This window comes from Pseudomonas reinekei (assembly GCF_001945365.1).
In the GTDB taxonomy this organism is placed as follows: Bacteria; Pseudomonadota; Gammaproteobacteria; order Pseudomonadales; family Pseudomonadaceae; genus Aquipseudomonas; species Aquipseudomonas reinekei.
The window spans coordinates 531,783-545,296 of record NZ_MSTQ01000001.1 but is presented as its reverse complement, the minus strand read 5'-3'; the positions used below and the strand labels follow the sequence as shown (position 1 = coordinate 545,296).

Below are 13,514 nucleotides of genomic sequence, written 5' to 3'. Positions count from 1 at the left end.
TGAAGAGAGCATTGCCATGTTCCGTAAACTGCAGCAAGCCGCGCGTTTCTTAAGTCAGAGCGGACGTTCGATGGTGGGCATGCCCGATTACGACAACTACGTTGCGCAAATGGCGATCAAGCAACCGGGCGAGCCGGTGATGAGTTATGAGGCGTTCTTCCGGGAGCGCCAGGAAGCGCGTTTTGGCCGTGGCAAATGTAATACGCGGTGTTGCTGAACTGAATATGCACAACTGACACCCAAAAACCTGTGGCGAGGGAGCAAGCTCCCTCGCCACGCTGGACTGTGTCCACCCAAGTGTATCCACCTGATCCAGTACCCGGTCCGCCGTAATATCCGCCATCGCCAGCAGGCTGGCTCCCCACGGTTTTTTGCGCACTTTTAAAGCGCGATGTCCGGCAACGTGCACCAGTGGGAAGCGGTTTTCGAAACCATTGCCGCCTGCGACATCAACCGCTGACGACCCCACGTGCTTCGCCAAAAGCCTTACCTGCAAGGCTTGGCGCGGATGTTTACAGTGCCTGCGTTCGACTGGCACAAACACTGCATTAACCCCCTCAGCGCTATCTGGAAAAGATCAGCCGCCCACTCGGTCAACGACGATCGATCAACCGTGCAGGTCGTGGGCACTATCGGTGGATCAGGCATGGCCGTCTGGTTTCAACACCGCAAAAGAACAGGCAAAGACGCCTGGAACCGCAAGGTTTCAGGCGTTTTTTTTTGCTTTTTGAACCGTGATGGGCTTTGGGCAGGGTCGTTTATGAATTCCAATGTAGCCGCGTTGAACAAGCATCAAACGCTGATCGTGATCGGCAATGGCATGGTCGGACATCATTGTGTCGAGCAGTTGATCGAGCGTGGGGCCCTTGAGCGCTATCGCGTACACGTTTTCAGCGAAGAACCGATGCGAGCCTACGACCGCGTGCATCTGTCCGAGTATTTTTCCGGTCGCGATGCCGAATCGCTGGCCCTGAGTGACGCGGCGTTGTACCAGACGCCGGGCGTCACGCTGCACCTGGGTGTGCCGGTGCTGGAGATCGATCGCGCCCGTCGCCAGGTGATCACCGCGCAAGGCTGCGTGGCCTACGACAAACTGGTCCTGGCCACTGGTTCCTATCCGTTTGTGCCGCCGATCGAAGGCGCCGAAGGGGATTCGCGTCTGGTGTACCGCACCCTCGAAGACCTCGACGCCATCCGTGCTGCAGCGGCGAACGCCAGGCGCGGTGTGGTGGTCGGCGGCGGCTTGCTCGGCCTGGAAGCGGCCAATGCCCTGAAAAGCCTGGGCCTTGAAGCACACGTGGTGGAATTCGCGCCGCGCCTGATGCCGGTTCAACTCGATGAACTGGGCGGCCTGTCGCTCAAGGCTCAGATTGAACGGTTGGGCGTCGGTGTGCACCTGTCCCGCGCCACGCAATCGATCAGCGCCGGGGAGCAGTATCGCTACCGGATGAATTTCGCCAACGACGAATTCCTCGAAACCGATTTGATCGTGTTCTCTGCCGGGATCCGTGCGCAAGACGCGCTGGCGCGCCAATGCGCACTGGAGATCGGCCCGCGCGGTGGCGTGGTGATCGATGATACGTGCCTGAGCTGCGACCCGAACATCTACGCCATCGGCGAGTGCGCTTCGTGGAATGGCAGTTTGTTCGGCCTGGTTGCGCCGGGCTACCAGATGGCCCGCAGTGTCGCCGCCCGTTTGTGCGATGACGCCGCCGAGCCGTTTCGGGGCGCCGACATGTCGACCAAGCTCAAACTGTTGGGTGTCGACGTCGGCTCCATCGGCGATGCCCATGCCAACACGCCGGGCGCGCGCAGCTATCAGTTCATCGACGAAACCACCGCCAGCTACCGGCGCCTGGTGGTCGATGCCAGCGGCACGCACGTGCTTGGCGCCGTGCTGATCGGCGACAACAGTTATTACGACACGCTGCTGCAATACATGCAGAACGCGATTGCCTTGCCGTCGGAACCGGCCGCCCTGATCCTGCCGTCGTCCGAAGGCGCGCCAACCCTCGGCCCGGGCGTCTTGCCGGAGGCGGCGACGATCTGCTCGTGTCACAACGTGACCAAGGGCGCCATCTGCGCGGCCATCGACGGCGGCTGCACCGACCTCGGCCTGCTCAAGTCGCAGACCAAGGCCTGTACCGGTTGTGGTGGTTGCGCCGGGTTGCTCAAGCAAGTGTTCGAGCACGAACTGATCGCCCGTGGTGTCAGTGTCGACAAGAGCCTGTGCGAACACTTCGCCTACACCCGTCAGGAACTGTATGCGCTGGTGCGGGTAGAAGGGGTGATCACCTTTGAAGAACTGCTGGCCAAACATGGCAAGGGTCACACCGGTTGCGACGTGTGCAAACCGGCGGTGGGTTCGATCCTGGCGTCGTGCTGGAACCAGCCGATCATGGACCCGTCACTGGTGCCATTGCAGGACACCAACGACACCTTCATGGCCAACATGCAGAAAAACGGCACGTACTCCGTGGTGCCGCGCATTCCCGGTGGCGAAATCACTGCCGACAAACTGATCGCCATCGGCGTCGTAGCGAAGAAATACGACCTCTACACCAAAATCACTGGCGGCCAGCGCATCGACCTGTTCGGCGCGCAGTTGCATGAACTGCCAGACATCTGGGCCGAACTGATCGAAGCCGGTTTCGAAACCGGGCATGCCTACGGCAAATCGACCCGAACGGTGAAGTCCTGCGTCGGCAGCACCTGGTGCCGTTACGGCGTGCAGGACAGCGTGCAAATGGCCCTGACCATCGAAGACCGCTACAAGGGCCTGCGTTCGCCGCACAAGCTCAAGTTCGCGGTGTCCGGTTGCACCCGTGAATGCGCCGAAGCGCAGAGCAAAGACGTGGGCGTGATCGCCACCGAAAAAGGCTGGAACCTCTACATCGCCGGCAACGGCGGCATGCGCCCGCGCCACGCCGAGTTGTTCGCCACCGATCTGGACGATGCGACCCTGATCCGCTACATCGACCGCTTCCTGATGTTCTACATCCGCACCGCCGACAAACTGCAGCGTACCTCGGTGTGGCGCGAAAGCCTGGAGGGCGGTCTGGACTACCTAAAGGACGTGATCATCCACGACAGCCTCGGCCTGGGTGCCGAACTCGAGTCGCAGATGCAACTGGTGGTCAACCGCTACGAATGCGAATGGGCCAACGCCCTCAAAGACCCGGAAAAACTCAAGCGCTTCCGCACCTTCGTCAACGACAAACGCCCGGACCCGGACATCCACTTTGTCCAGGAACGCGGTCAGCGGCGCCCGATCATGGCCGCCGAACTCAACCTTATCCCTGTCACCGAGGAGACTGTCTGATGAGCCTGTCCAATACGCAGCGCGCTGTACCTTTGGAAAATATCGACGTTTGGCAATCGGTGTGCAGCCAGCAGGATCTGGTGAGCGATTCCGGTGTGGTGGTGTGGCTCGACGGCGCGCAAGTGGCGCTGTTTTACCTGCCGGGCGCGGAGGGCAAAAACCTCTACGCCATCGACAACCATGACCCGCAATCCGGAGCCAATGTCATCGGGCGCGGGCTGGTCGGCAGCATCAAGGGGGAACTGGTCGTCGCGTCGCCGATCTACAAACAGCATTTCCGCCTGGAAGACGGCAGTTGCCTGGAGTATCCGCAACAGCGCTTGCGGGTTTGGCCAGTGCGGTTGAATGAGGGCAGGGTAGAGGTCGGCGTGGCCTGAAATCTGACCTTGTGGCTAGGGAGCAAGCTCCCTCGCCACAGGTTCGGTGCAGTTAGAAGTCGTTCATTTCTCACTTAAACCAGCGTCAGAATTTGAAGGCTTGTCGTCCTACGAGTAACCATTTCCCACCTTGTTTCTGCCAGATCTGAAAGTTTTCGATCTCGGTGGGAACCACTTCCGTACCCTTCAAGGCCTGAGCCGAGAAGTGATGGCGGACCAGCGCGACATCGCCGGAAATGGTGATGGTCTGGTTCTGCATCTCAAGGGTCTTGAACGCGCTTTTGCCGGTTTCGATGTCGGCGATGAATTCCTTCTTGTTCTGGATCTTGCCGCTGGAATGCCCATAGGTCAGGTTCTCGGCGGTCAATGTCTGAAGCTGCATGATGTTCTTGTGCAGCATGGCGTCGGTCAGATGATCGACGGCTTGCGCCACATCTTTGTCAGGGGAGGAAGTTGAGGCGGCGACGTAGCCACTGAACAGGCATATAAAACCGATCAACACTTTGGCTTTTTTCATGGGCGTTTCCTTATTGTTGTAGGGGGGATTGACGATGGATCAGATGTTCGTCAGTCGTCGTACAACCTAGCATGAGGCTGATGAAAAAAGCGACGTTCGCTAAAGGTTTTTCTGTCGAACGGCCAAGACTTCTTTTTGAACCCTCATTTTGGCATGCAGTGCTGCGGGTGCCGGCGAACAAAGCCTGGCCAGCAACGAAATCGCCCATCAGGTGGAGATGATTGCCGGGATGTCCGAAGGCAATAGCAAGGTGATCGGGCAGACGGCGACGACGACAGATGAGTTGTCGAGCCTGGCGGGGCAGTTGTCGCAGACGGTGGATCGTTTCCGCCTTTGATAGATCCCTTCATGTTGCATTGCCTATAAAGGCCCCTTCGCGAGCAGGCTCGCTCCCACATGTCTGGTGTACGCCGGACCACTGTGGGAGCGAGCCTGCTCGCGATAGCGTCAGACCGGACACCATAGAACGACCGGTCAAAGATACTTATCGGTTACTGCCCCCTCCGAAGCACTGGACACGGTCTTCGCATACTTGGCCAACACCCCGCGCTTGTACTTCGCTTCCGGCCGCACCCAGCGCGATTTGCGCGAGGCCAGTTCGGCATCGGACACGTCGACCGTGATCTGCCGGGTTTCGGCGTCGATGGTGATCCTGTCGCCATTCTCGATCAACGCAATCGGCCCGCCCTCAAAGGCCTCAGGCGTAATGTGCCCGACCACGAATCCGTGGGAGCCACCGGAAAAACGCCCATCAGTGATCAGCGCCACATCCTTGCCCAATCCCTTGCCCATCACCGCCGACGTCGGTGAAAGCATCTCGCGCATGCCCGGCCCGCCCTTGGGGCCTTCATAGCGGATCACGATCACTTCGCCGGGCTGCACTTCACCGTTGAGAATGCCGGCCAGCGCGCCTTCCTCACCGTGATAGACCCGGGCCGTGCCTTCAAAGCGCAAGCCTTCCTTGCCGGTGATCTTGGCGACCGCGCCGGTGGGTGAGAGGTTGCCGTGCAGCACCACCAGGTGCGAGTCCTTTTTGATCGGCCGGTCGAAGGGCAGGATCACGTCCTGGCCTTCGGGGTAGTCGGGTACGTTTTCCAGGTTTTCGGCGAGGGTCTTGCCGGTGACGGTCATGACGTCGCCGTGCAACATACCGGCCGCCAGCATGCGTTTCATCAAGGGCTGGATGCCGCCGATGGCCACCAGCTCGCTCATCATGTATTTGCCGCTGGGGCGCAGGTCGGCCACCACCGGGGAAATCTTGCCCAGCTCGATAAAGTCATCAAGGGTCAACACGACATCCACCGCATTGGCCATGGCCAGTAAATGCAGCACGGCATTGGTTGAGCCGGCGAGGGCGATCACCACGCGGATGGCGTTCTCGAAGGCCTTTCGGGTCATGATGTCCCGGGGTTTCAAATCGAGCTTGAGCAGTTCCATGACCTGCTGGCCAGCGCGATAACTGTCTGAGGCTTTGTCACCGCCGACAGCGTCCTGGGAGCTGGAACCCGGCAGGCTCATGCCCAGCGCTTCGATGGCCGAGGCCATGGTATTGGCGGTGTACATGCCGCCGCAGGAACCGGGGCCGGGGATCGCCACGTCTTCGATCTGCTTGACCTGGATTTCGCTGATGTCGCCGCGGGCATGCTGGCCGACGGCCTCAAACACGGAAATGATGTCGGTGTGGCCGGCGCCCGGGCGGATGGTGCCGCCATAGACGAAGATCGACGGCCGATTGAGCCGCGCCATGCCGATCAGGCAGCCCGGCATGTTCTTGTCGCATCCGCCCACGGTCACCAATCCGTCGAAGCCCTCGCAACCGACCACGACCTCGATGGAATCGGCAATGACCTCGCGGGACACCAGCGAATACTTCATGCCTTCCGTACCGTTGGCGATGCCGTCAGAGATGGTGATGGTGTTGAAAATCACGCCTTTGGCACCGGCAGCGTTCGCGCCTTTTTCCACTTCCAGCGCGAGCTTGTCGATGTGCATGTTGCACGGCGTCACCATCGCCCAAGTCGAGGCAATACCGATCTGCGGCTTCTTGAAGTCGTCATCGGTGAAACCCACGGCGCGTAGCATGGCTCGCGCAGGCGCGGCTTCGATGCCGTCGATTACTTGGGAGGAATATTTGCGCAGATAGTCTGTATCGCTCATGACAATGCACCCATTGAGGCAAACAGGATCAGTATAGAGCTCCCACCGCGTCTATCCGGACTAACGAGTCGGGAACAGACGCGCGGGTTAGCCATGTCGTGATATTCTTGGCGCAACTTGGTTTGACCTATTCAGTTTGCCTGTCCGCGAGACAGGCGAACAGAATCACTGTCGCTCAAGCAGCTGAAGCCAAAAAAGATAAGAAGTCAGTTCAGTAGGGACATATAACTGGGGTCGATGCAGTTATGTCGGCCTTGTGTGCCCACCCTGTAATCCTGCTGTGCCGCACCCATGATCTGCCGTGAAACATGGGCCGTGTGCGCGAGGATGGAAGGGCGGATGGCGTTTTATCATAGGTGCTACAGATGTTTAAAAAAGTAAACACAGCCCTGCTGGGGTTGGCTTTGTCGTTGGGGATGACGTCGGCGCAAGCTGAAGAAGCCAAGAAAGTCGATGTGCTGCTAATTGGCGGCGGCATCATGAGCGCGACCCTCGGCGTGTGGCTCAATGAGCTGGAACCCGGCACCTCGATGGAAATGATCGAGCGTCTTGACGGCGTCGCCCTGGAAAGCTCCAACGGCTGGAACAACGCCGGTACCGGTCACTCCGCCCTGGCCGAGCTGAACTACACCCCGGAAGACGACAAAGGCAACGTCTCGATCCCGAAAGCTGTTGAAATCAACGAAGCTTTCCAGATCTCCCGTCAGTTCTGGGCCTGGCAGGTTCAGCAAGGCGTGCTGAAAAACCCGCGCTCGTTCATCAACTCCACACCGCACATGAGCTTCGTGTGGGGCGATGACAACATCAAGTTCCTGAAAAAGCGCTACGAAGCCCTGCAAGCGAGCCCGCTGTTCGCCGGCATGCAGTATTCCGAAGACCCGGCCTTGATCAAGAAGTGGGTCCCGCTGATGATGGAAGGGCGTGACCCGAACCAGAAAATCGCGGCCACCTGGTCACCGATCGGTACCGACGTGAACTTTGGCGAAATCACCCGCCAGTTCGTTGCGCACCTGCAAACCACGCCGAAATTCGACTTGAAGCTGTCCAGCGAAGTGCAGGACATCACCAGGAATGATGACGGCACCTGGCGCGTCAGCTACAAAAACCTGAAAGACGGCACCAAGTCCGAAACCGACGCCAAGTTCGTGTTCATCGGCGCCGGTGGCGGTGCCTTGCACCTGCTGCAGAAGTCCGGCATTCCTGAAGCCAAGGAATACGCAGGCTTCCCGGTTGGCGGTTCGTTCCTTGTGACCGAAAATCCGACCATCGCCGAGCAACACCTGGCCAAGGCCTACGGTAAAGCTTCGGTGGGTGCACCGCCGATGTCGGTGCCACACCTGGACACCCGCGTGCTGGACGGCAAACGCGTGATCCTGTTTGGCCCATTCGCGACCTTCAGCACCAAGTTCCTGAAAGAAGGTTCGTACCTGGACCTGCTGACCACCACCACCACGCACAACGTGTGGCCGATGACCAAGGTTGGCATCAAGGAATACCCGCTGGTCGAGTACCTCGCCGGTCAACTGATGCTGTCTGACGAAGACCGCCTCAACGCCCTGAAAGAATATTTCCCCAACGCCAAGGCTGAAGACTGGCGTCTGTGGCAAGCGGGCCAGCGCGTGCAGATCATCAAGCGTGATGAAGCCGCCGGTGGCGTGCTGAAGCTGGGCACTGAAATCGTCGCTTCGCAAGACGGCTCCATCGCCGGCCTGCTGGGCGCGTCCCCAGGTGCTTCGACCGCTGCGCCGATCATGCTGACCGTGCTGCAGAAAGTCTTCAAGGACAAGGTCGCCACCCCGGCCTGGCAGGAAAAACTGCACCAGATCGTGCCGAGCTATGGCACCCAGCTGAACGGCAATCCTGAAAAGGTTGCGCAGGAATGGGCCTACACCGCCAAGGTGCTGGAACTGACCCCGCCACCGGCGATTGGTCAGGCAACTGCACCGGTGACTGCGCCAGCTGAAGCGCCGAAAGCACCGAAGGAAAATGCTGCGACTGATATGGCTTTGTAAAAGGATGCCGCGCCGGTGACGGTGAGGTGTTCAATTACTTGGCTTTGATATGAAAAACCCGCTGGACCAGTAATGGTTCGCGGGTTTTTTATGGACTCTCCATCGTGTGACGATCACACCAGAAAAGAGGATTTAATTCACTCAATGTATCTGAGGTAAGCGCCCAATATCATCAGGGTAATATCAAGTGCGCCACCTACTACGACACAAAACAATCCCTTCCAGTATTCACTTGGCAGGTAAAAAAAATATCAAAGCGAAAAACGAGCAGGTAAGAGCAATCCACGAACCCAAAAGGAGCCTCTTCAGCGTGCGCGGAAAATTTTTTACTTGATCTGTGTCGACGCCGCCCCTCCTTGCCATCAGTCGGGGTACTAACAGTACGCTTGCTATAAAGCCACTGCGGATCACTTTTCCCATGAGGCCTAGGCCAATAAAGGTTCGCTTATGGTGTTTTACGAATTCGCTGCGGGACAATAATGACTCTATTTTCTCCGTGTAAAAGTAAGCCAGGTAAAACACGCTGAATAGTGAGATAAACATTGGGGTGAATATAACTAATGCAATAAGTCCGGGCTCTATCTTATTCATTTTTTGACCATGTTATAAAGAAATTCCCCGATCATTTCGCCGCCTATTTGACCTTGTTTACCAGCGACCCATCCTCCCACTGCACCTCCAATAACCACGCAGGTCAAAGCCCCAGGGCCCCCTGTGACAATCCCCAATGCGAAGTAGCAACCAGCCGATCCAACCATGCTACCGAATGATCCTCCCACTGCACTCCCGCCTAAGCCGCCCGCGAGCGATCCGCCGTTAACATACTTTGCCCTTGTACACTCATCCTCCCGCCCCAACGCACATGCTTGCCGGATATCCAGCCCAGCGGAAGCAACGTCAAGAGCGACGCCGATATAAACCCCTCGCTTGATCAGCTTCGCCGCCTTTGCCACGCCACTGACCTTCTGCGCATACCCGGCAATCTCACCCGTACTCATGTAACGCTTGGTCGAAATACCCAGCATCCGTTTTATCGACCCTTGATAACGAAGCCCGGAACCATAGGACGCTACACTGCCAATTTGATTTTCCAGCTTGCTGAACAACAGGGCGCGCTCACTGTAAAACCTGTCCCGGGCCGCTATTGACCCGCTACGCACATAGTCCTTATGGGCTTGTTCGATTTCCTCCAGAGTGGTCTTGATTGCGGCCAAGTGCTTGCTCCAGCCGTCACTGACGGCGCCTGCGCCGATAGCGCCGTGAGCAAGCATGCCCTGGAGTAGTTCGAAGTTATCGAGAAAGAAGTCGTCCGCATCGACCTGATTCGTCAGCAGGCCGATATGGATGTCCCGCGCCCTGGCCATCAAGTAGGCCTCTTCGCTGGTGCTCAGTGGCGTAGACACATCACCGATGATCACCAGCTCGCCCGCCAGCACCACCGAATTGCTGATATGGCTATTGAGTGCATCGAACTTGCTGTTGGCGATACCGTTCAGGCCCAGTTGAGCCTTGAGCGACGCGTAGGTTTGGGATTGCGCATTGATGAACGCCAGAGGCTGTGCCATGTCAGCCTCACGAATAGCGCTTGTTGTTGATGCGATCCCAGCCGCCCGCGATGTTGCCGCCACCGGCACCGTCGCTGCGTTTTTGCTGGGTATAGACCGTCTTGATGCGACCATAATCCAGTTGCACGATTTCAACGGGAATGCCGGAAGCAGCGTTTTGCATGTAGTCGGCGATGATCACTTCTTCGAGGACGATCTCGAAATACTTGAGCTTGTCGCCGCCTGCACGGCTAAGAACCAGAGTGACCTCTTTCAAGTGTTCACCAGCGCAACTGGCTTCCATCAACTTGCAGCTGGACTTGTCGAGTACTTTGGTAAAAGTGAATGTGCTCAACGTCGTGCGCCCGGCAGTTGCACCACCCGCAGAACTGGCGGTGGCGCAAGTACTTTGTTGAGTGCCAAAGTTTTAGCTGTTGACTTCGATCCAGTTACGATACTGCTCGTCCAGGGCTTCGCCCGGAATACCTTCGATTTTGATGTAAGCGTCAAATGCCATACGATCGCTCCTTGGCAATGAGATTATTGATCCATGTTTGCAGGTACGAATGTACGGCAGTCGACGCCAGCAATGGCGCATTAAGACGTTTCGAAATAACAGAATCAGATACGTCTGATTCTGTTTTGGCCGTCGGATGTAGGACCCTTCCTCACGAGCAGCCCCGCTCCTACAGTGATACGCATCTGATCCGTATTTTTTTAGGTTTTCTGCCCCTGTAATGCACTCAGTTTGCCCCCCACAATAGTGACCAGTTCCGCGGTTTGGCCGCGGTGCACCGCAACCTCAATATGCAGGAGGCCCTATGGGCAAAATGGCGATTTTCCTCGGTGGTTTTTTGCTGGTGACGATTCTGATTGGCGTGCTCGCGACGATCTCGCCGGTTTGAGATGGCGAGCTCACGCCATCATCGGTCTTATTTCGCTGTGGCCGACGGCTTGATATCCCCGCAAAAAATATCGACGCTGCCATCGGTCGCTGCCGTTCGCACCACAATGTGGTGCTCGCTGGACAGCAGTTCAGGCAATGCCACCGGTGCACTTCGTGAGAAGGTCCAGCCGCGTACGGGTTGCCGCTCGGTGTTCACCTTATCGTTCATGGCGTAAGCGACGGGGCCGGGTTGCTGACAGCTGCCTTTGTTGATGAAGCTGTAGAGACGCAAGGGCAGAACGGCGCCGGTTGGCGCCCCACTGATATAGAAACTCAAGCCGGTCTGCTTGCCCCAGTCGGACAACGTGACGCTGCCGATCTGACCGGCATTCTGCCGTGTGGCATCAAGGTTGACGAAGACGCCATGGTTTGAGGATGAGGTGCAGCCGAAGAGGCTGGTGGTGACTATCACAGCCGCCAGCGAATGTCTGAGTTTCATAGCTAAACTCCTGAGTTGTGTAACGGCTATGGGAGATTAGCGGGTATAGCTCATTAATCACTCGCCGGCTGGCAGATGAGCACGTAGCGAGAACATCCGCGTGATGAGTCGACAGGCGCTGCAGATATTTTTTCAGTCGGCGCCTCGCCCCGCAAACACGGATGCTACGCTTTACTTCATCGACGGCTCGATCCATTTCGATGAGCAAAGGAGTGGACATGCCTCCCCGCAAAAGCAAGTCTGCCAAGACGCCAGCCGGCAATTCTGTCGTCTCGATGGATGAGCCGGTCTTCCGCTCGCGCAAGGAGCGTTTGAGTGCCGGCGAACGATTGAGTCAGAGCCTGCCGCACGCGCTGCACGCCGAATGGAAACCCCCGCGCAAACACCGCGACCCGATTGAGTTGCTGGAAAAATCCAACCGCTATCGGCTGGCCAATCTGGTGCCGGTACGCTACGGGCGCATGATGCGCAGCCCGTTCACGTTTCTGCGCGGCTCTGCAGGGTTGATGGCCCATGACCTGGCGACCACGCCGATCACAGGCATCAACGTGCAGGCTTGTGGCGATTGCCACCTGTTGAACTTCGGCCTGTTCGCGACGCCCGAGCGCAACCTGATTTTTGACATCAATGATTTTGACGAAACGCTCCCAGGCCCCTGGGAGTGGGATGTGAAGCGCCTGGCGATCAGTTTTGTCGTGGCGGCAGGGGATAACCGGCTCGGCAAAAAGGCTTCGATATCGGCTGCAATGGAGTGCGTGCGTGCTTACCGTGAGCGCCTGCGCAAGCTGTCGAAACTGAGCCCGCTGGAAGTCTGGTATGACCGTCTCGATGCCCAGGCGATCATCGACATGGCGCCCACGGCCGAGATCAAGAAGTTTCGCGAGCAGGTGGTGGCCAAGGCCAAGGTGCGAGTTGGCGATTATCTGTATCCCAAGATCAGCAGCGAAGTGGCAGGGCGCCGACGGTTGATCGATCAGCCGCCGATTCTGTTTCATATCGATGAAAAAAACTTCCTGGAACGGGCGCGGGAGGCTCTGCAGGATTATCGACTGTCGTTGCCCCACGAACGTCGTGTGCTGTTTGATCGTTATCGTCTTGAAGACATTGCGGTCAAAGCGGTGGGGATCGGCAGCGTCGGTACGTATTGTTTTGTCGGACTGTTTTTCTCGGCCGAAAACCATCCGCTGCTCCTGCAATTCAAGGAAGCCTGCCCCTCGGTGCTGGCACCGTATGCGGGCAAGAGCGATTACGACAATCAAGGCGAGCGGGTGGTCACCGGGCAGCGGTTGATGCAGTCCTCAAGTGACATTTTCCTGGGCTGGACACGGGGCCAGAATGGTCGGGACTTTTTTGTCCGGCAATTGCGCGACATGAAAATGTCGGCGCCCATCGAAGGCATAACGGCGGCGCGCTTGAAGCGGTACGCCGAATGGTGCGGGCAGACCCTGGCCCGTGCCCATGCCAAATCCGGGGACGCGGCGCTCATCAGCGGCTATCTGGGAAAATCGGACTCCTTCGATCAGGCCATTGGCCAATTTGCCATGGCCTATGCCAACCAGAACGCCAAGGACTATGCCGCGCTGCTTGCCGCAGAGCGATCCGGGCGCATCACAGCGCTCATAGAAGAAGAGTGATAAAGACCGGCGCTGGATTCAGCGACCGTGCGCGGCGTCAGCCAATTGGCCGGTGTCGACCCGGACGAAAACCGAGTCGCCGACCGCCGTCAGCACATCCCCGGCGAACACTTCGCAGATGACGCGGGTTTTGCGTCCGACGTCGCCTTCGACTTTTGCCCGCAGCGTCAGCGCAATCCCCATGGGCGTCGGCTTGATGAATTTGATGCCCAGGTTGCCGGTGACGCAGTTGATGCGCGGCAGGCTCGCGACTTCGCGGTTTTCCTGGCGGTAGTGATAGGCCATCGCTGTCCAGTTGGAATGGCAGTCCACCAGCATCGCGATAAGCCCGCCGTAGACCAGATCCGGCCAGCCGCAGTATTTGGCCTCGGGCACATATTCGGCGACGACATGCTCGCCGTCTTCATGCCAGTAACTCTTGATGTGCAACCCGTGAGGGTTGCTGCCACCGCAGCCATAACAAACGCCGTCGGGTGCCGCGGTGTCTTGCAGGGAGGTATCTGGGTTGGGCATGTCTTGAGTATCCTAAAAAATTCCATCGAAGTTTATTGCGGCGCATCAGGCGC

The 13,514-nt window shown here is 58.0% G+C and carries 10 protein-coding genes and 2 pseudogenes; 6 read left to right on the top strand and 6 right to left on the bottom strand.

Translation table 11 applies throughout. From position 1 onward, the window contains the following. Positions 1 to 16: 16 nt before the first annotated feature. From BVK86_RS02460 to nirD, 3 genes are all read left to right on the top strand, one after another. Complete coding sequence (locus BVK86_RS02460; RefSeq protein ID WP_075944897.1) at positions 17 to 217, top strand: YbdD/YjiX family protein; 201 nt, start codon at positions 17 to 19, stop codon at positions 215 to 217. 543 nt (positions 218 to 760) lie between these two features. Further along, positions 761 to 3,322, top strand: coding sequence for a nitrite reductase large subunit NirB (gene nirB, locus BVK86_RS02455; protein ID WP_075944896.1), 2,562 nt, complete (start codon positions 761 to 763; stop codon positions 3,320 to 3,322). Beyond that, on the top strand, positions 3,322 to 3,699 hold the full coding sequence (gene nirD / locus BVK86_RS02450) for a nitrite reductase small subunit NirD (protein WP_075944895.1): 378 nt from the start codon (positions 3,322 to 3,324) through the stop codon (positions 3,697 to 3,699). Before nirB ends, nirD begins: the two co-directional genes overlap by 1 nt. Before the next feature lie 85 nt (positions 3,700 to 3,784). Here the strand turns inward: nirD and BVK86_RS02445 are convergent, their stop codons facing one another. Then, positions 3,785 to 4,216, bottom strand: a complete 432-nt coding sequence (locus BVK86_RS02445; protein WP_075944894.1) for a nuclear transport factor 2 family protein — start codon at positions 4,214 to 4,216, stop codon at positions 3,785 to 3,787. 172 nt (positions 4,217 to 4,388) lie between these two features. On the opposite strand from BVK86_RS02445, the pseudogene BVK86_RS02440 reads away from it, so the two are divergent. Beyond that, positions 4,389 to 4,553, top strand: a pseudogene (locus BVK86_RS02440) (methyl-accepting chemotaxis protein); the annotation flags it as partial. A gap of 137 nt (positions 4,554 to 4,690) precedes the next feature. On the opposite strand, the gene ilvD reads toward BVK86_RS02440, so the two are convergent. Continuing rightward, a complete protein-coding gene (gene ilvD, locus BVK86_RS02435) occupies positions 4,691 to 6,373 on the bottom strand; it encodes a dihydroxy-acid dehydratase (protein WP_075944892.1) in 1,683 nt (560 codons plus the stop codon). Positions 6,374 to 6,738: 365 nt separating this feature from the next. Between ilvD and mqo the strand changes: the two genes are divergently transcribed. Further along, positions 6,739 to 8,385, top strand: a complete 1,647-nt coding sequence (gene mqo / locus BVK86_RS02430; RefSeq protein WP_075944891.1) for a malate dehydrogenase (quinone) — start codon at positions 6,739 to 6,741, stop codon at positions 8,383 to 8,385. Positions 8,386 to 8,972: 587 nt separating this feature from the next. Here mqo and BVK86_RS02420 read toward each other — a convergent pair. The 3 genes and pseudogenes from BVK86_RS02420 to BVK86_RS02410 all read right to left on the bottom strand — a co-directional run bounded on the left by BVK86_RS02420 (position 8,973) and on the right by BVK86_RS02410 (position 11,314). Further along, positions 8,973 to 9,950, bottom strand: coding sequence for a hypothetical protein (locus tag BVK86_RS02420; RefSeq protein ID WP_075944889.1), 978 nt, complete (start codon positions 9,948 to 9,950; stop codon positions 8,973 to 8,975). Between the two features lie 7 nt (positions 9,951 to 9,957). Beyond that, a pseudogene (locus BVK86_RS02415) lies at positions 9,958 to 10,446 on the bottom strand (Hcp family type VI secretion system effector). A 415-nt stretch (positions 10,447 to 10,861) separates the two neighbouring features. Beyond that, positions 10,862 to 11,314, bottom strand: coding sequence for a hypothetical protein (locus BVK86_RS02410; RefSeq protein WP_075944888.1), 453 nt, complete (start codon positions 11,312 to 11,314; stop codon positions 10,862 to 10,864). A 218-nt stretch (positions 11,315 to 11,532) separates the two neighbouring features. On the opposite strand from BVK86_RS02410, the gene BVK86_RS02405 reads away from it, so the two are divergent. Continuing rightward, positions 11,533 to 12,948, top strand: a complete 1,416-nt coding sequence (locus BVK86_RS02405; protein ID WP_075944887.1) for a DUF2252 domain-containing protein — start codon at positions 11,533 to 11,535, stop codon at positions 12,946 to 12,948. 18 nt (positions 12,949 to 12,966) lie between these two features. On the opposite strand, the gene BVK86_RS02400 is transcribed toward BVK86_RS02405, so the two are convergent. Beyond that, entirely contained in the window at positions 12,967 to 13,461 is a 495-nt protein-coding gene (locus BVK86_RS02400; protein WP_075944886.1) for a PaaI family thioesterase, read from the bottom strand. Positions 13,462 to 13,514: the final 53 nt, after the last annotated feature.

Coding starts and splice junctions, on each gene's coding strand:
- BVK86_RS02460 (WP_075944897.1), top strand. CDS start 17: ATGTTCCGTAAACTGCAGCAAGCCGCGCGTTTCTTAAGTCAGAGCGGA.
- nirB (WP_075944896.1), top strand. CDS start 761: ATGAATTCCAATGTAGCCGCGTTGAACAAGCATCAAACGCTGATCGTG.
- nirD (WP_075944895.1), top strand. CDS start 3,322: ATGAGCCTGTCCAATACGCAGCGCGCTGTACCTTTGGAAAATATCGAC.
- BVK86_RS02445 (WP_075944894.1), bottom strand. CDS start 4,216: ATGAAAAAAGCCAAAGTGTTGATCGGTTTTATATGCCTGTTCAGTGGC.
- ilvD (WP_075944892.1), bottom strand. CDS start 6,373: ATGAGCGATACAGACTATCTGCGCAAATATTCCTCCCAAGTAATCGAC.
- mqo (WP_075944891.1), top strand. CDS start 6,739: ATGTTTAAAAAAGTAAACACAGCCCTGCTGGGGTTGGCTTTGTCGTTG.
- BVK86_RS02420 (WP_075944889.1), bottom strand. CDS start 9,950: ATGGCACAGCCTCTGGCGTTCATCAATGCGCAATCCCAAACCTACGCG.
- BVK86_RS02410 (WP_075944888.1), bottom strand. CDS start 11,314: ATGAAACTCAGACATTCGCTGGCGGCTGTGATAGTCACCACCAGCCTC.
- BVK86_RS02405 (WP_075944887.1), top strand. CDS start 11,533: ATGCCTCCCCGCAAAAGCAAGTCTGCCAAGACGCCAGCCGGCAATTCT.
- BVK86_RS02400 (WP_075944886.1), bottom strand. CDS start 13,461: ATGCCCAACCCAGATACCTCCCTGCAAGACACCGCGGCACCCGACGGC.